Source organism: Paenisporosarcina sp. P4_B8 (assembly GCF_056402175.1).
Genome location: NZ_JBFUHX010000012.1, coordinates 19,833 through 42,613 on the forward strand (window position 1 = coordinate 19,833; position 22,781 = coordinate 42,613).

Sequence of the window (22,781 nt, forward strand, 5' to 3'; positions counted from 1 at the left end):
TAACTTTCTCTCCTCTAGCATATCAAAAAAAAGGAGATTCGACATTTTTATCGTATACTTATCAAATAGCAAAATAAAGGAGGTTCAAGCTTATGTATGTATCATTTCACGGACATTCAGTTGTCAAAATAAAAACGGGTGATTATACGATATTGATTGACCCATTTATTACAGGAAACGACTTGACTGATTTAATAGCAGAAAATGAAAAGCCAAATGTCATTTTATTGACGCACGGTCATAACGATCATGTAGGGGACACGGTAGCGATTGCAAAAGCGAATGACACGTTGGTTGTTGCTCCATTTGAACTTGCAGAGTATTTGTCTTGGCAAGGTGTGAAAACACATGCAATGCATATTGGAGGAGCAAGACAATTTGAATTCGGGAAAGTTAAATTTACTCAGGCATTCCATGGGTCATCCTATGAAACGGAAAATCAAGAAATTATTTATACCGGAATGCCAGCAGGAATTTTATTTATGGCTGAAGGGAAAACGATCTACCATGCAGGAGATACTGCATTATTTGGTGATATGAAATTGATTGGAGAAAGACATCCTATTGACTTGGCATTTTTACCAATAGGCGACAACTTCACGATGGGTATTGATGACGCAGCCTATGCGGTCGAGTTATTGAAACCAAAAGCTGTCGTGCCGATTCACTTTAATACGTTCCCGCCAATCAAACAAGATCCTCAAGACTTTAAGGCAGCTGTCAAAGATGCCGTGGTCCATATCCTGAATGCTGGGGACGGAGTAGAATTGTAATCCAAAACACGGAAGTCACTGACTTCCTGTGTTTTTTTATTTAATTAAAAAGACGGCTTTGTGATACACTATGAACAGAACGATTGTTTGGGAAATAGGTGAATTCATGGCTACAAAACACGAACAAATATTACAATATATTGAGTCTTTACCCGTGGGAGATAAAATCTCAGTCAGACGAATAGCAAAAGAACTTCAAGTGAGTGAAGGTACTGCTTATCGTGCTATCAAAGAAGCTGAAACTCAGCGGTATGTCAGCACGATTGAGCGGGTTGGGACTATTCGTATTGAAAAGAAAAAGAAAGAAAATATCGAACGTCTGACTTTTGCGGAAGTTGTAAATATTGTGGATGGCCAAGTATTGGGTGGAAAGAATGGTCTGCATAAAACGCTGACCAAGTTTGTTATTGGTGCGATGCAATTAGAGGACATGATGCGATACACCGATGCAGGCAGTCTACTAATCGTCGGAAACCGGGCGAAAGCCCATTTTACTGCTTTGAAAGCAGGAGCGGCTGTATTGATAACGGGTGGTTTTGAAGCCTCGGAGTCTTTGAAAAAAGTGGCGGATGAATTAGAATTGCCGATTATCTCCACAAGCTATGACACATTTACAGTTGCCACGATGATTAATCGTGCCATTTATGATCAATTAATTAAAAAAGAAATTTTATTCATTGAAGATATTTATGTGCCGTTTCAGGAAACCGATTTCTTACGTGCAGCCGACGACGTGAAAGCGTATCATAACAAAAATGCACAAACAAGGCATGGAGGCTTTCCAGTGGTGGATGCCAATCAAAAAAATGTTGGCATCGTTACGGCAAGAGACGTTATAGGGAAAAATTATGGTGAATCCATCGAAAAGGTCATGACAAAAAATCCAATCACAGTCACGATGAAAACGAGTGTTGCTACTGCTGGGCATCGGATGATTTGGGAAGGCATCGACTTAATGCCGGTGGTCAATGATTCCGGCATTCTCGAAGGGGTTATCAGTCGCCAGGATGTCTTAAAAGCATTGCAGCTGGCGCAACGACAGCCGCAACATGGTGAAACGATTGATGATATTGTCAAAAATCAAATGAAAGTCCTTCAAGAAGATGAACTCGCAGTCGAGTTTACCGTGACGCCGCAAATGACGAATCAATTTGGGGCAATTTCATATGGGGCATTTACCACCCTGTTAGCTGAAGCGGGCAATTACGCGATGAAAAACAGAAAACGTGGAGATAGTGTCGCTGAGAACATGACGATTTATTTTATCAAACCGGTTCAGATGGATAGTGTGTTGACGGTACGTCCACGTATATTGGACATGAGTCGGAAGTTTGTGAAAATGGAGTTTGATGTGTTCCATGGTACTCTTTTAGTCGGGAAGGCTATGATGATGTTCCAGTTGCTTGAAAGATAGGGTCAAACCTCAGAATGGCAATAAAAAAAGTGATGCTGGACAGCATCACTTTTTGTTCAAATTAAATTCTTCTTCTACAAATTGAYCGTAATGTTTGGCCACACGATAATAATTAACCATGGTGAACAAACCAATAACAATAAATAACCCTGAGATAACATACGTTAATGTTGTGGGAAATAAGAATAATTGGTTAAGACCAAAGAAAAATAACAAGCTACCAAGTGCTATTAAAGCACGATTCGAATACCACTTTTTGGCAATCGGTAACTCACTGCGAAATTGCTTCGTTTTAAAATAAAAATAAAACGCAAATGAAATTACAATCAGAAATATAAATACAGCATTTATCATCGTAAACCTCCTGTTATTAAATGAAACTGTCATTATTGTATCGACATTTTTACAGAATTGCGAATGGTATTCACGAAAGGTCGGATGAAAAATCATGAAACGTCAAATCATTGACACAATATCGGCTTACGAAACAATCATTATTCATCGGCACGTTAGACCAGATCCCGATGCTTACGGATCTTCAGTTGGCTTAAAAGAAATTCTCAAAGCAAGTTACCCTGACAAGAAGGTGTATGTTACAGGGGAACATGATGAAACATTAAGCTTTCTTGCCGAGCCTGACCAAGTGAGTGACGCCCAATTTGAAGGTGCACTTATTATCGTCACAGATACAGCAAATACAGAACGAATTGATGATCAACGATACCTATCGGGTGCTTTTTTAATCAAAATCGATCATCACCCGAATGATGATGCCTACGGTGATTTATTATGGGTCAATACGCAAGCAAGTTCTGCAAGTGAAATGATTTATGATCTTTACGAAGAAGGCAAGACTAGTGCAAATTGGCAAATGTCTGATGCAGCCGCACGTGTTCTATTTGCAGGAATCGTCGGAGATACCGGACGATTTATGTTCTCAAGTACAAGTCAAAAGACTTTTGACACGGCAGGCGAATTAATCAAATATAATTTTGATCGTACTGAATTATTTAATGGCATGTACGAAGTGGAACGTAATCTATTGCATTTACAAGGTCATATTTACCAACACTTTGTCATGAATGACAACGGGGCGGCTTACGTTAAACTACCGCTTGAAACGTTGAAAGAATTCGGTGTGACTGCAAGCGAAACATCGTTACTTGTCGGTTCTCTTGGCAACGTAAAAGGAATTAAAGCGTGGATAATATTCATCGAAGAAGAGGATCAAATTCGCGTGCGACTTCGCTCTAAAGGTCCTATAATCAATGAATTGGCCAAGCAGTATGGCGGCGGAGGGCATCCGCTTGCTTCAGGAGCATCCGTCTATTCCTGGAAAGTTGCTGATGAAGTAATTGCCAAACTAAACAAATTATGTGAGTAAGTTGAAAGGGGGAAGGACCAATGAATCCAGTGTATCCACAAGTAGGGACATCTGCAGATTTACTTAATAGCACGATTCGCTTGGAAGCATTGATTCCTTTCCTTCAAAAACAACAGGCGTCTTCGGTAGCCATTACCAATAGACGGTTATACGGTGTGATGCCGTTTTATCAAGCTGTCAAGAAAGCCGGTTTACATCCAGTAATCGGTTTAACTTGTCTTATTGAACTGACTGACGAGACACTTGTTGAAGTCCAACTGTATGCCAAGACCAACCTGGGCTATCAGAACTTATTGAAAATCAGTAGCGCACTAGAAGTCAAAGCACTTTCTGCACTGCCATTAAAATGGCTCCGTGCTTATAAAGAAGACTGTTTTGTAGTTGTACCGCTTTCCAAAATCGCAGTGCTAGAAACAGTTGAATCCATATTGGATGCCTTAAAGGATTGCTTAGGTTCTGGTCTGAAGGTTGGAATAGAACGACCAGGCGGATATATTGCTGACAGTGAAAATGAAATGGTTGGAAATTGTATCGAAAGACAAATCCCATTAATTGCAACTCATCAGGCAAATTATGTTTCTCAAAGTGATGCCTTTGCGTATGAAGTGGCTCAAGCCATTGCAAACGGTGTGAAGCTTAGTGACTCACAGCGAGTGAAACCAAAGCACGAGCATCACTATTTGCCAACTCGAGAACAATGGATCGAATGGTTTGCCGATCAGCCAGAGTGGCTGGAAGAAGCAGAACGACTACTAAAAAGCTGTTTTGTTGAAATTGTCACTGATCAATACCATATGCCAAAATTCCCGGTACCTGAAAATGTGTCGACACATGATGTTTTGCGTGAAAAATGTATGACCGGCCTTAGTCAGCGCTTGGCAATATTTGATGAGTCATATAAAGAGCGTCTCGAAATGGAACTGAATGTAATTAATCAAATGGGCTATGCAGATTATTTTTTAATTGTGGCAGACTTTATGGAGTATGCGAAAAACAAGCAAATATTGACTGGTCCCGGTCGTGGATCTTCTGCTAGTTCCCTCGTTGCGTATTCGTTATTCATTACACACGTCGATCCTCTTCAATTCGGCTTATTATTTGAACGTTTCCTGAATCCTGAACGAATCACAATGCCGGACATTGATATCGATTTTGCCGATCACCGAAGACATGAAGTCATCCAGTATGTTGCTGAAAAATATGGACATACCCACGTGGCTCAAATCGTAACATATGGAACTTTGTCGGCAAAAGCAGCTGCTAGAGACGTGGCACGTGTCTTTGGATTTGATAGTTCTGTTCTAGAGATGATATCCAAACAATTGCCGAATAAACCCGGCATTTCATTTGAAGAGGCAGTGAACAGCTCTGAAAACCTGAAAAAATGGATTGACATGGATCGTACCCATCAAAAATGGTTTGACACCGTTAAGGAGCTCGAAGGCTTGCCGAGAAACGCATCAACTCATGCGGCAGGAGTTGTCTTATCACCTGTTCCATTGGTAGAGCTACTGCCGATTGAAGCAGGACAAGACGGCATTTATTTAACCCAATGGCCAATGAAAGAAGTGGAACAGAGTGGGTTGCTTAAAATGGATTTTCTCGGATTAAGAAACTTAACCATTTTAGAGAGAATCCGTACCATGATCTGGTTCGATCAACATAAGTGGCTTGATTTCGAAAAAATCCCGCTTCATCACGAAGGCACGTTCAAGCTCCTTCAACAAGGGGATACGACCGGGGTTTTCCAATTGGAATCAGATGGAATGAGACAAGCCCTGCGTGATATCCGGCCGACTCATTTCCTGGATATTGTGGCAGTCAACGCCCTGTATCGTCCAGGTCCAATGGATAATATTCCAACGTATAAACGCAGAAAACACCGGGAAGAGAAGACGACATATGTCCACCCGATGCTTGAGCCAATATTGAAAGAAACGCATGGCGTAATTGTTTACCAGGAACAGATCATGCAAATTTCTTCGAAAATGGCTGGATTTACATTTGGCGAATCCGATATTTTAAGACGTGCAGTAAGTAAGAAAAATCGACAAGTATTGGACGAGCAGCGCCAACAGTTTGTAGAACGGGCACAGAAAAATCAATTTACTGAGCGAGAAGCAAATGAAGTGTATGATCTGATTGTCAGATTTGCAGATTATGGATTTCCGAAAAGTCATGCAGTAGCCTATAGCATGATTTCCTATCAGATGGCCTATTTAAAAGTTCAATATCCTGCTTACTTTTACGCATCGTTATTGACAGCATCAATGGGTAACCATGAAAAAATCATGCGCCTGATTCAAGAAGTCAAACAGCATAATATTGCCTTACTTCCTCCGTCCATACATAGAAGCGGGTTGACGTTCCAAGTAGAAAATGGTGCGATTCGATTTGGATTGTCTGCAGTTAAAGGAGTTTCCAATATCTTTTTACGGGACTTGTTGCAAAAACGAAAACAAGCGCATCCACTGTGGCAAGACATTTTCGAACTTGCCGTCAGTTTATCGGCAGAGCAGTTTTCACGTAAACAAATAGAGCCTTTAATTAAAGCGGGTGCTCTTGATGGCTTCGGTCAAGATCGAGCGACACTGCTTGCAACTCTTGATGCGGCAGTACAATACGCTGAACTCGTCAGACCGAAAGCAGAACAGGATTTATTTGATGGAGACGTCACGACATTCGGCAAGCCCAAGTATGTGAAAAACTCGGACATGCCGGAAATGCTGAAACTTCAGTTTGAAAGGGAAACGCTTGGATTGTATATGTCCAATCACCCGGTAGAAAGATTGAAAAAAGAAATGACCATTAATGCAACTCCAATTCAAGAAATCAAATATGCACGTAATGGTCGGGCAGTGGTCATTGTCGGCATGATTGAAGAAATCCGTAGAATTCGCACCAAAAAAGGTGAGTCGATGGCATTTGTAACCGTGCAGGATGAGACGTCAGATATTTCATGTACGGTATTTCCGAAAGACTATGCTTCTCACAATCTTGTCATTAAAGAACAGCATGTTTTAGAAATCGAAGGCACTGTGGAATGGCGGCAAGGTAAGCCACAAATCATTGTGAAAAATATGCAAACGCTGTCGAAATGACGACCTAACGTTAATCCTTTAGGTCGTTTTTTGCGTTTGTTCTGTAGATTTTTCTGAATCACTCATGCTTAAACATTTTGATTATTCCGGAATGTGATTTTTGAATTTGCCATTGCATGGATGACAATTTTTTTGTATGATAGGTTCATTGAGTGGTCAGACCACTTTGAAAATTATGGAAGGTCGAGGGCGTTTTATGACAAATCAAACGACAAAAATGTATTTGCAAATCGTTCGTGAACTTCGACTTCTTATTCAATCGGAAAACATACGACCTGGGGGGAAACTTCCATCTGAACGTGAATTGGCGGAACGACTTCAAGTAGGGAGATCGACCGTTCGAGAAGCACTGCGCAGTCTGGAGCTATTAGGATTAATTGAAACTAAACGTGGAGAAGGTACTTTTCTGACAGATTTTCGAAAGCACAAATTAGTTGAAGTCTTGTCGACGTTTATTTTGCAAGATTCGAAGTCCATTGTGGATATACATGTTACGCGTGAAATACACGAAAAAGAAGCCATCCGTATAGTCGCAGGATCTCCTCTTCTGAATAAACTGCCGGTATGGGCGAGTTTACTCAAACAACTGCAAGAAGTAGGAACCATTGTGCGCGAGGATATGATTCGGGAAATACTCATTTCAAGTAATAATCGATTGTCACTGAAAATGTGGTTTCTTTTGAAGCAATATGGAGAAGAACCATACCAAGGACACTCTGAAATTGAAGAAAATAATTATATTCAACAATTATTGACAGCCATTATAGATGGGAAAATTGATGAAGCAATTCGCTCATATACTGCTTGGACAAGATGGTTAACACAAGGGAGAGAAACCACATGATTCGTGATATATTTTCAAGAAATCGTAAAAATAAATATGTAACGATTCCTTCAAATGCATCAAAAACAGATGTTCCAGAAGGTTTAATGACAAAATGTCCGGAATGTAAACATATCGGGTTGACGAAAGACATAATCAAAAATAAAAAAGTTTGTCCAGCTTGTGATCATCATTACAAAATGACGGCTCATGAACGTGTAGCAATTTTCTTGGATGAAGAAACATTTGTATCCATGGACGATCATTTAGCAACAGTCAATCCACTTAAATTCCCAGGGTACACGGATAAAATCAAGTCGGATAGTGAGAAAACAGGATTGAACGAAGCTGTCTTGACTGGTACAGGAATGTTGAACGGACGTAAAATCGTTGTAGCTATTATGGATGCGCATTTCCGCATGGGTTCGATGGGATCTGTAGTGGGTGAAAAAATCACCCGCGCTATTGAAGAAGCAACGAAGAAAGAAGTGCCTTTTATTATTTTCACAGCCAGCGGTGGAGCCCGCATGCAAGAAGGCGTACTTTCGCTTATGCAAATGGCGAAAACAAGCGTGGCGCTAAATCGACATAGCGAAAAAGGACAACTATTTATTTCCATCCTGACACATCCTACAACGGGTGGGGTATCTGCAAGTTTTGCGTCGATTGGGGACATCAATTTAGCTGAGCCTAAAGCTTTGATTGGCTTTGCAGGCCGACGTGTTATTGAACAAACTGTACGGGAAAAACTACCTGAAAATTTCCAGACTGCTGAGTTTTTATTGGCACATGGACAATTGGATGCAGTGGTCCATCGTTCTTCGATGAAAGAAACCGTATCTACACTAGTGAAGCTTCATTCGAAAGGAGGCAACTAATATGGTAAAGACTCTTCCTTTTGAAGAACCCGTTATTCAATTACGTGATAAAATCAGTGAGTTAAAAGAATTCACTTCAACTGCTGAAGTTGATTTATCGACAGAAATTCAGCAATTAGAAGATCGACTTCAAAAACTGGAAACAGATATTTATGACAACATGCAGCCGTGGGACCGCGTGCAAGTCGCAAGACATCCAGAACGTCCAACGACATTGGATTATATTCGTGAAATTTTCACGGACTTTATTGAACTTCACGGAGACCGTTCGTACGGAGACGATGAAGCCATTGTCGGAGGCATTGCAGCGTTTAATGGATGCCCGATTACTGTAATCGGGCATCAAAGGGGCAAAGATACGAAAGAGAATATCCGCCGCAATTTTGGCATGCCGCATCCGGAAGGTTATCGGAAAGCATTACGATTGATGAAACAAGCAGAGAAGTTCAATCGGCCCATTATTTGTTTTATTGATACAAAAGGAGCTTATCCCGGAAAAGCTGCAGAAGAGCGCGGACAAAGCGAAGCGATTGCAAGAAATCTTCTAGAGATGGCCGGGCTAAAAGTGCCTGTCATAAGTGTAGTGATTGGAGAAGGTGGAAGTGGCGGTGCTTTGGCTTTAGGAGTTGCAAACCACGTTCATATGCTCGAAAACTCTACTTACTCTGTTATTTCGCCTGAAGGGGCAGCGTCGATTTTATGGAAAGATTCTGCTCTGGCTAAACAAGCGGCAGAAGCAATGAAAATCACGGCACCCGATTTAAAACAAATGGGCATTGTTGATGAAATCATTCAAGAAGCAGTTGGTGGCGCACATCGTGATCCAAAGCAACAAGCCATCTATATGAAAGAAGCACTTCAACGTTCAATCGATACACTCAGCAAACTGAGTAAAGAAGAATTGGTCGATAATCGTTATGAGAAATTCAAATCCATCGGGGAATTTGCTGAATGAGGATGCGTATATCGCATCCTTATTTTTTTTCACTGACAATGAGCGTTCAAACATGTTAATGTGAACATATGGTTTGGCAAAGGAGGAACATCCAATTGAAAAGAATCGGTGTTTTAACAAGTGGTGGCGATGCACCAGGAATGAATGCAGCCTTGCGTGCAGTTGTCAGAAAAGCAATCTATCATGACATGGAAGTCATGGGTGTCTATAATGGTTATCAAGGTTTAATTGATGGCAAGATAGTACAGTTGGACCTGGGTTCAGTAGGGGATATTATTCAAAGAGGCGGAACGAAATTGCATTCTGCACGTTGTTTGGAGTTTATAACCGAAGAAGGACAATTGAAAGCCATCGACCAAATGAAAAAACATGGCATTGAAGGTCTTGTTGTCATTGGTGGAGATGGTTCTTATCGCGGAGCAATGGCTTTAACATCCCAAGGATTTCCATGCATTGGTGTGCCTGGCACCATCGATAACGACATTCCGGGTACGGATTTCACAATAGGTTTTGATACAGCACTCAATACGGTGATTGAAGCAATAGATAAAATTCGTGACACGGCAACTTCTCATGAGCGGACTTTCATTATAGAAGTGATGGGCCGGGATGCGGGTGATTTGGCTTTGTGGGCAGGTTTAGCCGGTGGGGCTGAAACAATCGTGATTCCGGAAGAACCGTTTGATCTAGAAGATATACTTTCCCGCCTTCGCAGTGGACATGAACGCGGAAAAAAACATAGCATTATTATTGTCTCTGAAGGTGTCATGAATGCCAATGAATTTGCCGATTTATTGAAAGAGCATGCGCAGATAGAAACACGAGTTTCTGTTCTCGGGCATATTCAGCGAGGAGGCTCTCCGACTGCAAGAGACCGCGTATTAGCGAGTCTTTTTGGAGCTCGGGCTGTTGAAAAGTTGATGGAAGGTGCCGGAGGACTTGCCATTGGCATGCGTAATCATCAAGTGGTAGACTATTCTATGACTGAGGCTTTCGACGGAAAGCATGAAGCAGATTTAACTATGTATAAACTATCAAAAGAATTAGCCATTTAGTGTAATGGAGAGGATACAACAATGAGAAAAACAAAAATCGTATGTACAATCGGACCAGCCAGTGAATCACCTGAAATGCTTGAAAAATTAATCGAAGCAGGGATGAACGTCGCTCGCTTGAACTTTTCACATGGAAATCATGAAGAGCACGGAGAACGTATTAAGCGTATTCGTGAAGCGTCAAAGAAAACCGGGAAAATCGTCGGTATTCTCTTGGATACAAAAGGACCTGAAATTCGCACGCATCAAATGGAAAACGATGCGATCGAATTGGAATCAGGTCAATCTTTAGCGATTTCAATGACTGAAGTGTTAGGGACAAAAGACATGTTTTCTATCACCTATGACCGCTTAATTGAAGATGTAAGTGAAGGCTCTGTCATCTTACTCGATGATGGATTAATTGAACTTCGCGTTTCTAGTGTAGATCAAACTGAAGGCTTGATTCATACTGTTGTGTATAATGCCGGAACGTTGAAAAATAAAAAAGGCGTTAACGTACCAGGTGTTTCTGTACAACTGCCAGGAATAACTGACAAAGATGCTCAAGATATATTATTTGGTATTGATCAAGACGTTGATTTCATTGCTGCATCATTTGTGCGTCGTGCAAAAGATGTCATGGAAATTCGCGAATTGCTTGAGAAGAATGATGGTGGGCATATTCAAATCATCCCGAAAATCGAGAACCAAGAAGGCGTCGATAATATTGATGACATCCTGTTGGTATCGGACGGACTGATGGTTGCTCGCGGAGATTTAGGCGTTGAAATTCCTGCCGAAGAAGTGCCTTTGGTTCAAAAAAGCTTAATTGGTAAATGTAATGAAGCGGGTAAACCAGTCATTACAGCAACACAGATGTTGGATTCCATGCAACGTAATCCCCGCCCGACTCGTGCGGAAGCGAGTGATGTAGCAAACGCAATCTTTGATGGAACAGATGCAATCATGCTATCGGGTGAAACAGCAGCAGGAATGTATCCGGTTGAGTCCGTAAAGACCATGGATAAAATCGCTATCCGTACGGAAGATGCTTTGGATTATCGTGCAATTGTTTCTGCAAAGAGTAAAAGCAAAGATGTCACAATGACGGATGCAATCGGTCAAGCAGTTGCCCATACATCCATAAACTTAAAAGCGAAAGCAATTATTGCACCTACTGAAAGTGGCCATACAGCGAAAATGATTTCGAAGTATCGTCAAGGTGCATCAATCATTGCTGTAACTTCTACTGAACGACCATCACGTAAATTGACTCTTGTGTGGGGCGTTTATCCGATTGTTGGTGAAAAAGTAGGTTCAACTGATGAGATTTTGGACCTTTCAGTGGAAGAAAGTTTAAAACATAATTACGTAAAACATGGTGACCTTGTTATCATTACGGCAGGTGTACCAGTCGGTGAAGCAGGAACAACAAACTTGATGAAAGTTCATGTAATTGGTGATATTGTTGCTAAAGGACAAGGAATTGGTAAATCTGTTGCATTCGGACATACGGTTGTTGCGAATAATGCAGATGACTTAGCAAATATTGATACAACCGATTCGATTATCGTTACCATTGGTTCAGATCGTGATATGATGCCGGCCATTAATAAATGTGCTGGACTTATTACGGAAGAAGGTGGCTTGACAAGTCATGCGGCAGTAGTGGGTCTAAGTCTTGGGATTCCGGTAATTGTAGGGGTCAAAGATGCCACTAAATTAATTGTAAACGGTCAGGATGTCACGATGGACGCTGAATCAGGTGTCATCTATCATGGGCATGCGAGTAGTGTCCTGTAATTATAAAAAAAGCCTCAACACTGGAGTGTTGGGGCAATTTTTTTAAAGTGAATCGTAAGAAATTAAAAGTTGAAGCTTTATGAAACGATGTTTTTGCGGAATATCAACAACATTTAACAGACCTTTTATAATAATCACAAATCAAATTTTAAGTAATCGGTAACACAAAAAGAAACGAAATAAGGGGATGTTCGAAATGAAATGGTTGGCATTAATCTTTATCGTAGTTCCTGCACTGGAAATTGGGATTTTATTGTGGTCCGGTAAGACATTTGGATTGATACCTACCATCATGATTATTCTCAGCACGGGAATACTCGGAGCATTCCTGGCTAAAAAGCAAGGATTGAAAGCAATCAGGGATGTCCAAGTCCAGATGAAGAATTTTCAAGCTCCAGGAGATGCCATGGTAAATGCTTTGTTCGTGTTTGCAGGTGGTCTTTTATTATTATCTCCAGGATTTGTGACAGATCTATTTGGATTTTTATTTTTGTTTTCTCCGACCAGACAGTTATTTAAACCAATTGTTTACAAATGGATTAAGTCGAAAATGAAAAAAGGACAAATCATTGTGATGTAAACCAATGATGTTTACTGAAATGAACGGCTGCAAGCAATAAGAAAGGGCTTAGTAATATCCCGGGTATGCCGAACAGCAACAAAGAACATGCGCTGATGAAAAATACATGCACAGCTCGAATGTGCATGGTGTTTGCCCACAAGTAAGACTCGAATAATTGACGTGTCAGTAAAATAAATGCATAGAGCAAGAGAATGATAATCCCGAGGGTCGTTTGCTTCGCTAAAATGAAGAAAGCAGCCATCGGGATTAATATGATGCCTGTCCCTAAAAAGGGCATTAAATCAGCAAAAGAAATCAGGAAAGCCAGTCCTATAGGAGACGAGAATTTCAGGACATAAAACCCGACCATTAATTGAACGAATGTCATCAGGAATAACTTAATTTCCACAATCGTAAATTTTTCGAAAAGCTTGGTTGCTTTTAAAAATAATGGTTTAATTGTCTGTCTCGTCTTAGATGGGATATAGATGAAGAACCAGGTTCTTGATTTCAAAGATTCCTGCAAGGCAAAAAACAAGGCTACTAAAAAGACAAAGGTTTCAACAAATTGTGCCGGTAGATGCTGAATAAATAATGATATTTTTTTAAGTAAGTTTTCACTGACCATGGAAAGGGCTTCAATGACTGATTGCCAATTCGTTTTGTTCTCCTTCATCAACAACTGCAATTCTTCCAAGTGAAATCTAAAAGGATAAAGTATTTCAAGGAGTTCTCTTACCATCAAAGTAAAACCCAAAATAATTGATCCAAGCAAGGCACTTTCGAATATCAATACGGTTATCCAGCGGGGTAAATGGGTAATTTTATGTATCCACTTCACAATTGGGTGTAGAAAATAAGCGAGTAATATGGCAATGGTAACAGGATAAATCAGCCAGGTAATGAGTAAAATGAATGCAACCGGAAACCATTTTTTCATGAATGCAACTATGTTTTCATACACTTTTCCACCTCCAAATGCAGTGTGTATAGCTGTTATGTTTATTTATATCGTTTAGACAGAATATTTCTGCTTTGTGACAAGATATCATGAATTTTGCGAAAGTTATCGAAAATCGAGCGTTTTCATTCACAAAGACGTCAAAATTGATTATAATGTCAATGTAAGCCATATAAATAAAAGGTTCATATTGAGCAGATGAGCCATCATTCTGCGTTTTTTTGTGTGGAATGATGGATTTTAAAAACAAGAAGGAGCGATATACATGACATCAACAAAAGGTCTTGAAGGAGTGGTAGCTACTCAATCCGCTATCAGTTCAATCATTGATGACACACTTACATACGTTGGCTATGATATTGATGACTTGGCAGATCACGCAAGTTTTGAAGAAGTAATCTACTTGCTATGGCACAAACGCCTGCCAAAAGTTGAAGAATTAGCTGAATTGAAACAACAACTTGCGGATAATATGGCAGTACCTCAAGAGGTATTGAACCATTTCAAAACGTATCCAATTGATAAAGTTCACCCAATGACGGCTCTTCGTACTGCTGTATCTATGCTTGGATTGTATGATGAAAAAGCTGAAGATATGTCTGAAGAAGCTAACTACATGAAAGCAATTCAGCTTCAAGCTAAAATGTCTACTTTAGTATCTGCATTTGCTCGCGTTCGAAAAGGACAAGAACCAATCGCACCTAAGAGCGACTTAAGTTTTGCTGCTAACTTCCTATACATGCTTAATGGCGAAATCCCTGAAGCAATCGAAGAAGAAGCTTTCAACAAAGCTTTAGTATTACATGCTGACCATGAGTTGAATGCTTCAACATTTACAGCTCGCGTTTGTGTAGCGACACTTTCAGATGTTTATTCAGGTGTTGTTGCAGCACTTGGTGCTCTTAAAGGACCTCTACACGGTGGAGCGAACGAGCAAGTAATGAAAATGTTGATGGAAATTGGGTCAGTTGAAAATGTTGATTCATATATCAACGAGAAGCTTGCTAACAAAGAAAAAATCATGGGCTTCGGTCACCGCGTATACCGCAAAGGTGATCCACGTGCGAAACACTTACGTGAAATGTCTCAAAAATTAACAAAACTACGTGGAGAAGAGAAATGGTACGACATGTCAATTAAAATTGACGATATTGTAACAGGTCAAAAAAATCTTCCACCAAATGTTGATTTCTATTCAGCTTCTGTTTATCATTCATTGAATATCGATCATGACTTATTTACACCAATTTTTGCTGTATCACGTGTTTCTGGCTGGTTAGCTCACATTTTAGAACAATATTCTAATAACCGTCTAATCCGTCCACGTGCTGAATATACAGGACCTGGTATGCAAAAATATGTACCAGTGAACGAGCGTTAATTTTTAAAATTACACATATGAAGGGCTGTACTTTTTAAAGAGCGGTTACGTTCAGAAAATGGCATTCATGTTACTTTCTGCACTTCCTTAAAAAGTGCTAGCCCTATGATTATGCCTATAGGAGGAAAATTATTATGACAAACGGTGGCAAAATTACAGTTGAGAATGGCGTTTTAAACGTACCTAACAACCCAATCATTCCTTATATCGAAGGTGACGGAATCGGTCCTGATATCTGGGCAGCTTCAGAGCGTGTATTAGAAGCAGCGGTAGAAAAAGCTTATAACGGTGAAAAATCAATCGTCTGGAAAGAAGTATTAGCTGGACAAAAAGCATTCGACAAAACGGGTGAATGGTTGCCAGAAGAAACTTTAGACGTAATCCGTGAATACTTAATCGCAATCAAAGGACCTCTTACGACTCCAGTTGGCGGCGGAATTCGTTCTTTAAACGTTGCTTTGCGTCAAGAATTGGATTTATATACTTGCCTACGTCCAGTTCGTTACTTCGACGGAGTACCTTCACCGGTTAAACGTCCTGAAGATACAGATATGGTTATTTTCCGTGAAAACACTGAAGATATCTATGCAGGTATCGAGTTTGCTAAAGGTTCTGATGAAGTGAAAAAAATCATCGAATTCTTACAAAATGAAATGGGTACAAAAAACATCCGTTTCCCTGAAACTTCTGGTATTGGGATCAAACCAGTATCTGAAGAAGGAACTAAACGTTTGGTGCGTGCTGCATTAAACTACATCATCAAAGAAGGCCGCGAGTCATTGACACTTGTTCACAAAGGGAACATCATGAAGTTCACTGAAGGAGCTTTCAAAACTTGGGGCTATGAAGTGGCAGAACAAGAATTTGCTGATAAAACATTCACTTGGAATCAATACGATCAAATTAAAGCTGATCAAGGTACAGAAGCTGCGAACAAAGCACAAGAAGAAGCATTAGCTGCTGGTAAAATTCTTGTGAAAGATTCAATCGCTGATATCTTCCTACAACAAATCTTGACTCGTCCAAGCGAATTTGATGTTGTTGCAACAATGAACTTGAACGGTGACTACATTTCTGATGCACTAGCTGCACAAGTTGGTGGTATCGGTATCGCTCCAGGAGCAAACATTAACTATTTGACAGGTCATGCTATTTTCGAAGCGACTCATGGTACAGCTCCTAAATACGCTGGTCTTGATAAAGTAAACCCATCTTCAGTTATCCTTTCAGGTGTATTAATGCTTGAACACCTTGGCTGGAATGAAGCGGCTAAATTAGTTATGGACTCTATGGAAAAAACAATTTCTTCTAAAGTTGTAACTTACGACTTCGCTCGTTTAATGGATGGTGCAACTGAAGTTAAATGTTCTGAGTTCGCTGACGAATTAATCAAAAATCTTTAAGAGAAAAGTGTAGAAGCCTACTCAAGCTTAGGTGCGAGCTGAGCTTCGGAGCTAGACATTACGATTAGCGACTTAACTCAACCAATTGCATAGTAAAACACTATTTTTAGAAAGAGGGCCTAGGCCCTCTTTTTTATACAAGCTTTGTTATATTACTGTTGATTTTTAATCATTAGTTTCATTTAAAAGAGCTTTATACAAAAGGAGAGTTTTCTGATGACATTGAAGCGTAAAAAGATTTCAGTAATCGGTTCTGGATTTACAGGTGCGACAACGGCATTCCTATTAGCTCAAAAAGAACTAGGAGACGTTGTAATAGTTGATATTCCACAAATGGAAAACTCAACTAAAGGGAAAGCGTTAGATATGTTGGAAGCTGGTCCTGTTCAAGGATTTGATGCAAACATTATCGGCACTTCTAGCTATGAAGATACGAAAGACTCAGATATCGTTATCATCACCGCTGGAATTGCTCGTAAGCCTGGTATGAGCCGTGACGATTTGGTCCAAACAAACCAAAAAGTCATGAAAATTGTTACGGGTGAAATCATTAAACATTCTCCAAACACAACGATTATTGTATTAACTAATCCAGTTGATGCAATGACTTACACAGTATACAAAGAATCTGGTTTCCCTAAAGAGCGCGTTATTGGCCAATCTGGAGTACTCGATTCAGCACGTTTCCGTACTTTCGTTGCTCAGGAATTAAACATGTCCGTTAAAGACATCACAGGTTTCGTCCTGGGTGGCCACGGTGACGATATGGTACCATTGGTACGCTACTCATATGCAGGAGGAATTCCATTGGAAACATTGATTCCTGCAGATCGTTTGGCTGAAATAGTGGAACGCACACGTAAAGGTGGAGCAGAAATCGTCAACCTTCTTGGAAACGGTTCTGCATACTATGCACCCGCTGCTTCTATAGTTGAAATGGCTGAAGCAATCCTGAAAGATCAACGTCGTGTATTGCCATCAATCGCTTACCTGGAAGGCGAATATGGTTTAGAAGGCATTTACCTTGGCGTTCCGACAATTTTAGGTGCTGGTGGAATTGAACAGATAATCGAACTTGATTTAACAGAATCTGAAAAAGCTGATTTGGAAAAATCAGCTGCTTCAGTACGTAACGTTATGGAAATTCTTGTGTAATTAACGAAAAGCTTCGAATAAGAATCGAGCGGGATTTCCCCGCTCGATTTTTTTGGTAGGTATTGATACTATGTTAATGTAGAGATAACAGGAACAGAGGGGGACATCACATGTTATTGGGGAAAAAACGTAAACTCGGCAGAAAAGTAGAAGAAATGTCAGTTGGAGAAAAATTAAAACTGACTGAAAAGATCGAAGATAAAGATTTACTATTATATTTAGGATTAACTAACGATGGGAACCCATTGTATATTCAACATGATTTCGCTTCACAAACGGTTTTTGAAAAACCGATAGTACCTGCTATTATGCTGACGGGCATTGTTACTTCAGCCGTTTCAAAGTATTTGCCTGGTCCAGGATCACACATCGTGGAACAGCATTTAACTTTTCCGAAACCGGTATACCATTACGCAACAATTGATTTCTTACTTCAAGTGATTTCTGTGAATGTCGAAAAAAACTTAGTTGAAATTGAAGTAACTGCAACAAATGAAGCGGGTGAGACAGTGATTGAAGGCAAAATTACGTCTACCCCTCCACGTTTGGAAAACAAATTAACAGCACAATCAATGGATAATTTCTAGAGAGCTCTTTCGGTTTAAGATGGGGGTTTTAAATCGAAGGTGGAGGCCAAAAACATGTCAAAGAAAATTCTCGTAGTAGATGATGAAAGTTCAATCGCAACTTTACTTCAATATAATTTGGAACAAGCAGGTTTTGTTGTTGAGACGGCGAGTGATGGACAAGAAGGTTATGATGCTGTTTTAGAAAAAAAACCAGATTTAATTATACTTGATCTTATGTTGCCCAAAATGGATGGCATGGAAGTTTGCAAAGCCTTGCGCCTTCAAAAAATCAATACGCCCATCATCATGCTAACAGCTAAAGATGATGAGTTTGATAAAGTGCTGGGTCTTGAATTGGGTGCGGATGACTATATGACCAAACCATTTAGTCCGAGAGAAGTAACAGCACGTGTCAAAGCAGTCTTAAGGAGATTTACTGCGTCAGTTGATGAAACGTCCCAAAAAGGAAATGACCAAGGTTTTGAATTTGGTCCATTACGTGTGTATCCCGAACGTTTTGAAGTATTTTTAAGTGAGGATACTTTGGACTTTACTCCGAAAGAATTTGAACTGCTTGTATATCTGATGGAAAACAAAAATCGAGTGCTGACACGTGACCAATTGTTAAGTGCCGTCTGGAATTATGATTTTGCAGGCGACACTCGCATCGTTGACGTTCACATCAGTCATTTACGGGATAAAATTGAAGACAATAGCCGTAAACCTATATTTATTAAAACGATTAGGGGACTGGGGTATAAATTTGAGGAGCCAAAAACGGTATGAAATCCCTCCACGGAAAAATCGTCATGTCATTTACACTTTTGGTAGGTTCGATTTTAGCTGGCTTGGGTATTATCATCAGTCAGCTTTTTCCTGTTTACGTGGAGGAATCTGTTCGAAGCAATTCGATTGAAAAAGTGGAGGGAATTTCACAGATTATTGAACAATCAAATGGTGCAATCAATGACTCACAAAAAGCGGAAATTATGGATGTGCTCTCAAGTGACCGTATTAGCAGTGACTTTATTGATACTCGGCAACAACTTTGGAAAACCATAGTGATAGTCTTGCTAGGAGCATTTGTCATTGCCATTATATTTTCGTATCGATTGACGAAACGCTACGCACGACCAATTGATAATGTGACCGAAGTTGCCATTGAGCTTGCCAAAGGCAATTATCGGGCGAGGGCATACGAAGACGACTTTGCAACCACGGCGCAGCTCGGCACTTCCATCAATATCCTGGCAAGGAATTTGCAGGAATTGTTCAAAGTACGAGAAATGGAAAAGGAACGATTAAAAACACTTATTGAAAATATGGGCAGTGCCTTAATGATGATCGACCGGGAAGGTCAAATCAGTATTGTCAACAAGACTTTTGTTGATCAGTTTGAATTCAGCGCACAAGATGTTCAGGATGAACTTTTTAAAAGAGTGGACTTACCTGATGAATTGAAAAAGTTCATCGACTACGTCTTTTTAATGGAATCTTCTTCACGTAAGCAAATGGCAATCGTCATCCAGCAGGAAATACGCCATATGGAAGTTTATGGTGCCCCAGTTATCGGTGAACATGGTCGATGGCTAGGTGTTGTTATCGTCATGCATGACATTTCCGATCTTGTGCGTCTTGAGCAAATCAGGAAAGATTTCGTGGCGAACGTTTCCCACGAACTGCGAACACCGATTACATCGATTAAAGGTTTTTCGGAAACGTTATTGGATGGGGCCATGAATGACGAAAAGACGTTACTTTCTTTTTTGGAAATCATCCATAAAGAAAGCAATCGTCTGCAAATGTTAATCCAAGACCTATTGGAACTTTCGAAAATTGAACAACATGGGTTCTCCGTAGAGTTTGCTCAAACGAACTTACGTGAAGTCATGAGGCGTGCTGCTGAGATGACAAGTCCTCGTCTTGATGAGAAACACATGACGTTTATCTCAAACATAAATCATGAGGTCATTGTGGATGGGGACATGAACCGTTTGATTCAAGTGGTTATGAATTTACTGACAAATGCCATTACTTATTCGCCGGAAAACACAACTGTTCATTTATCCCTTCATGAAAGTGAAACTCATGGAATCATTATCATTCGAGATGAAGGGATGGGGATGGATAAAAAAGAAATCCCACGTATCTTTGAGCGTTTTTATCGAATTGATCGTGCGAGAAGTCGAAATTCTGGTGGTACCGGTTTGGGACTAGCTATAGTCAAGCATCTAATCGAGGCTCATCATGGACGAATATTTGTTGAAAGCGAACCTGGAGTAGGGACGCAATTTAAGATTCTCATTCCGAAAAAACAATAAACTTAACAAGTTCTTTACAAGCTCTACACAGTGGATTCATAATGCTTTGTTAAGATATTTATGAAACCCCCTATTACCGCATTTGGCAGGAAAAAGAACCCTATTTCAAGGGTTCTTTTTTCATGTGTAAAAAATTGTTCATTTCGTTTCGAATGGGTGATTGGGATCGAGGGTCCTGAAAAATTCCAATGAAAAGTCAACTTTATGAAACTTTATATTGAGCTAATCGTAGAAAGAATGAGTGAAAAGAAAAGAGGGATACATAGATGAGTGTTAAGCGCATTTTAACGACTGCATCTTTGGCTTTGGCTGGAATCATTGCACTTATTGCCATATTAACTACATGGTATACAGTGGATGAATCAGAGCAAGCGGTCGTCATTACATTTGGGAAAGCAGAGGAGCCAATATTAGATTCTGGATTGCATTTCAAATTGCCATGGCCCATGCAAAAAGTAGAAATTCTATCGAAGGAGACATTCAGTCTGCGATTCGGCTACAAGCAATCAGAAGATGGAGAAATTGATTCATATGATAACGAAACAAAAATGATTACAGGGGATGAAAACATTGTATTAACTGACTTGGTTGTACAGTGGAAAATCACAGACCCAGGAAAGTATTTATTTAATTCAGAAGCCCCACAGGAAATTTTGCATGATGCCACTTCAGCATCTATCCGTTCAATCATCGGGAGTTCGATGATTGATGAAGCTTTAACATCAGGAAAAGCAGATATTGAAGCTCAAACGAGGGACTTACTTGCTACGCTTATCGAAAAATATGATATTGGTATTTCCATTTTAGGTGTAAAACTACAAGATGTAGAATTGCCGAATGCAGAGGTCCGTTCTGCTTTTACAGCCGTAACCGATGCGCGTGAAACGAAAAACACGAAAACAAATGAAGCGAAGAAATATCAAAATCAGCGTGAAAGTGAAGCGATTGGTGAGATTGCTGCCATTAAGTCCCGTGCTGAAGGCCAACGCACAGCACGTATTCAGCAGGCAACAGGTGAAGTAGCTGTCTTCAATAAGCTTTATGCAGAGTATCGAAACAATCAGGAAATCACAAGACAACGATTAGTCATTGAGACATTGGAGTCGGTCTTGCCGAATGCTCAAATTTACATCATGAATGATTCAGGTGAAACGGTGAAGTACTTGCCATTACAACAGCCTACACAAGTTCCACCAGTTACAACTGAGCAAGGAGGCGGCAAATAATGGACACGAACAAACCGAACCCATTCGCAAGCCTGGAACAAAAGTTCAATGAACAATTCAATAATAAAAATAAAATAACAAAAACACGAGAGCCTATAAATATAAAAAAACATATGAAGACCATTATTACATTAACCATCGTATTTGCCGCTCTAATTATCCTGCTCGCTAATATATATGTTGTTAAAGAAAATGAGTACCGTGTTGTTCGCCAATTTGGTGAAGTGGTGGATATTCGATTTGAGCCTGGAATTTATATGAAAATCCCGTTTGTCCAAAGTGTCTCTACTTTGCCGCGTTATCAGATGACGTATAACGTTTCGGAAGCGGAAATCAATACTAAGGATAAAAAGCGAATTATCATTGATAACTACGCTGTATGGCGTATTAGCGATCCTAAAGCCATGATTACGAGTGCAGGAACGTTGTTGAATGCAGAAGCGCGAATGGAAGAGTTTATATACTCTGTCGTACGGACAGAACTTGGACAGCTGAACTATGATGAAATCATCAATGATGAAAACACATCGAGAGGAAGCTTGAATGACCGCGTGACCGCACGCGTAAATGAGTTGCTGAAAGACGATGATTACGGAGTAGAAGTAATTGATGTCCGAATGAAGCGTACGGACCTCCCACCAGAAAACGAACAATCCGTTTATACACGCATGATTTCCGAACGCCAATCCATAGCACAGAAGTACTTGTCTGAGGGGGATGCAGATAAGCGTACAATTGAAGCATCTACAGATCRCAAAGTACAGGAAATGGTTGCAATTGCCCAAAAAGAAGCATCCATCATTGCGGCTGAAGGTGAATCGGAAGCGGCCAAGATTTATAATCAATCTTTCTCGAAAGACCCTGAATTTTATGCTTTATATCGAACATTAGAATCCTACAAGAAAACAATTGGTGATGATACAATGATTATTTTGCCATCGGATTCTCCTTATGCAAAAATTCTTTCAGGTTACTTGGAATAGATTATTAGGAGTGACATTTCATAAGCTGTATTTGAAAAACCAATAACACTGT

Annotated in this window: 20 protein-coding genes; 18 read left to right on the plus strand and 2 right to left on the minus strand. The window is 40.1% G+C overall.

Annotation, left to right across the window (positions count from 1 at the left end; translation table 11 throughout):
* The first annotated feature begins 92 nt into the window (after positions 1-92).
* Both AC1DSK_RS12135 and AC1DSK_RS12140 read left to right on the plus strand, forming a co-directional pair.
* Positions 93-773: a metal-dependent hydrolase gene (locus AC1DSK_RS12135; protein ID WP_477547072.1), complete on the plus strand. Its 681-nt coding sequence runs from the start codon at positions 93-95 to the stop codon at positions 771-773.
* 106 nt (positions 774-879) lie between these two features.
* Positions 880-2,187, plus strand: a complete 1,308-nt coding sequence (locus AC1DSK_RS12140; RefSeq protein WP_477547091.1) for a DRTGG domain-containing protein — start codon at positions 880-882, stop codon at positions 2,185-2,187.
* A 45-nt stretch (positions 2,188-2,232) separates the two neighbouring features.
* Here AC1DSK_RS12140 and AC1DSK_RS12145 read toward each other — a convergent pair whose 3' ends face one another.
* On the minus strand, positions 2,233-2,541 hold the full coding sequence (locus tag AC1DSK_RS12145; protein WP_477598243.1) for a YtpI family protein: 309 nt from the start codon (positions 2,539-2,541) through the stop codon (positions 2,233-2,235).
* Between the two features lie 94 nt (positions 2,542-2,635).
* On the opposite strand from AC1DSK_RS12145, the gene AC1DSK_RS12150 reads away from it, so the two are divergent.
* From AC1DSK_RS12150 to AC1DSK_RS12185, 8 genes are all read left to right on the plus strand, one after another.
* The gene (locus AC1DSK_RS12150; protein WP_477547071.1) at positions 2,636-3,571 is read left to right on the plus strand and encodes a DHH family phosphoesterase; all 936 of its coding nucleotides are present in this window, start codon (positions 2,636-2,638) and stop codon (positions 3,569-3,571) included.
* A 20-nt stretch (positions 3,572-3,591) separates the two neighbouring features.
* The gene (dnaE, locus tag AC1DSK_RS12155) at positions 3,592-6,672 is read left to right on the plus strand and encodes a DNA polymerase III subunit alpha (protein WP_477547070.1); all 3,081 of its coding nucleotides are present in this window, start codon (positions 3,592-3,594) and stop codon (positions 6,670-6,672) included.
* A 196-nt stretch (positions 6,673-6,868) separates the two neighbouring features.
* Complete coding sequence (locus AC1DSK_RS12160; RefSeq protein ID WP_477547069.1) at positions 6,869-7,516, plus strand: FadR/GntR family transcriptional regulator; 648 nt, start codon at positions 6,869-6,871, stop codon at positions 7,514-7,516.
* Positions 7,513-8,373 (plus strand): acetyl-CoA carboxylase, carboxyltransferase subunit beta, encoded by an 861-nt coding sequence (gene accD / locus AC1DSK_RS12165; protein WP_477547068.1) that lies wholly within the window; start codon positions 7,513-7,515, stop codon positions 8,371-8,373. The genes AC1DSK_RS12160 and accD overlap by 4 nt, the downstream gene beginning before the upstream one ends.
* 1 nt (position 8,374) lies before the next feature.
* Positions 8,375-9,328, plus strand: a complete 954-nt coding sequence (gene accA, locus AC1DSK_RS12170; RefSeq protein ID WP_477547067.1) for an acetyl-CoA carboxylase carboxyl transferase subunit alpha — start codon at positions 8,375-8,377, stop codon at positions 9,326-9,328.
* Between the two features lie 95 nt (positions 9,329-9,423).
* Positions 9,424-10,383, plus strand: coding sequence for a 6-phosphofructokinase (gene pfkA, locus AC1DSK_RS12175; protein WP_016426684.1), 960 nt, complete (start codon positions 9,424-9,426; stop codon positions 10,381-10,383).
* A 21-nt stretch (positions 10,384-10,404) separates the two neighbouring features.
* Positions 10,405-12,168 (plus strand): pyruvate kinase, encoded by a 1,764-nt coding sequence (gene pyk, locus AC1DSK_RS12180; RefSeq protein WP_477547066.1) that lies wholly within the window; start codon positions 10,405-10,407, stop codon positions 12,166-12,168.
* 196 nt (positions 12,169-12,364) lie between these two features.
* The gene (locus tag AC1DSK_RS12185) at positions 12,365-12,748 is read left to right on the plus strand and encodes an FxsA family protein (RefSeq protein WP_477547065.1); all 384 of its coding nucleotides are present in this window, start codon (positions 12,365-12,367) and stop codon (positions 12,746-12,748) included.
* On the opposite strand, the gene AC1DSK_RS12190 is transcribed toward AC1DSK_RS12185, so the two are convergent.
* A complete protein-coding gene (locus AC1DSK_RS12190; protein ID WP_477547064.1) occupies positions 12,735-13,694 on the minus strand; it encodes an AI-2E family transporter in 960 nt (319 codons plus the stop codon). The two genes, AC1DSK_RS12185 and AC1DSK_RS12190, sit on opposite strands and share 14 nt — an antisense overlap.
* A 262-nt stretch (positions 13,695-13,956) precedes the next feature.
* Between AC1DSK_RS12190 and citZ the strand changes: the two genes are divergently transcribed.
* The 8 genes from citZ to hflC all read left to right on the plus strand — a co-directional run bounded on the left by citZ (position 13,957) and on the right by hflC (position 22,729).
* Positions 13,957-15,072 (plus strand): citrate synthase, encoded by a 1,116-nt coding sequence (citZ, locus tag AC1DSK_RS12195; RefSeq protein ID WP_477531951.1) that lies wholly within the window; start codon positions 13,957-13,959, stop codon positions 15,070-15,072.
* Positions 15,073-15,206: 134 nt separating this feature from the next.
* A complete protein-coding gene (gene icd / locus AC1DSK_RS12200; protein ID WP_016426689.1) occupies positions 15,207-16,475 on the plus strand; it encodes an NADP-dependent isocitrate dehydrogenase in 1,269 nt (422 codons plus the stop codon).
* Positions 16,476-16,691: 216 nt separating this feature from the next.
* Entirely contained in the window at positions 16,692-17,630 is a 939-nt protein-coding gene (mdh, locus tag AC1DSK_RS12205) for a malate dehydrogenase (protein ID WP_477547063.1), read from the plus strand.
* A 110-nt stretch (positions 17,631-17,740) separates the two neighbouring features.
* On the plus strand, positions 17,741-18,217 hold the full coding sequence (locus tag AC1DSK_RS12210) for a MaoC/PaaZ C-terminal domain-containing protein (protein WP_477547062.1): 477 nt from the start codon (positions 17,741-17,743) through the stop codon (positions 18,215-18,217).
* Positions 18,218-18,271: 54 nt separating this feature from the next.
* Entirely contained in the window at positions 18,272-18,985 is a 714-nt protein-coding gene (locus tag AC1DSK_RS12215; protein ID WP_016426692.1) for a response regulator transcription factor, read from the plus strand.
* Entirely contained in the window at positions 18,982-20,520 is a 1,539-nt protein-coding gene (pnpS, locus tag AC1DSK_RS12220) for a two-component system histidine kinase PnpS (protein ID WP_477547061.1), read from the plus strand. Before AC1DSK_RS12215 ends, pnpS begins: the two co-directional genes overlap by 4 nt.
* A 266-nt stretch (positions 20,521-20,786) precedes the next feature.
* On the plus strand, positions 20,787-21,746 hold the full coding sequence (hflK, locus tag AC1DSK_RS12225; protein WP_477547060.1) for an FtsH protease activity modulator HflK: 960 nt from the start codon (positions 20,787-20,789) through the stop codon (positions 21,744-21,746).
* Positions 21,746-22,729 (plus strand): protease modulator HflC, encoded by a 984-nt coding sequence (gene hflC, locus AC1DSK_RS12230; RefSeq protein WP_477598245.1) that lies wholly within the window; start codon positions 21,746-21,748, stop codon positions 22,727-22,729. Before hflK ends, hflC begins: the two co-directional genes overlap by 1 nt.
* Positions 22,730-22,781 lie beyond the last annotated feature (52 nt).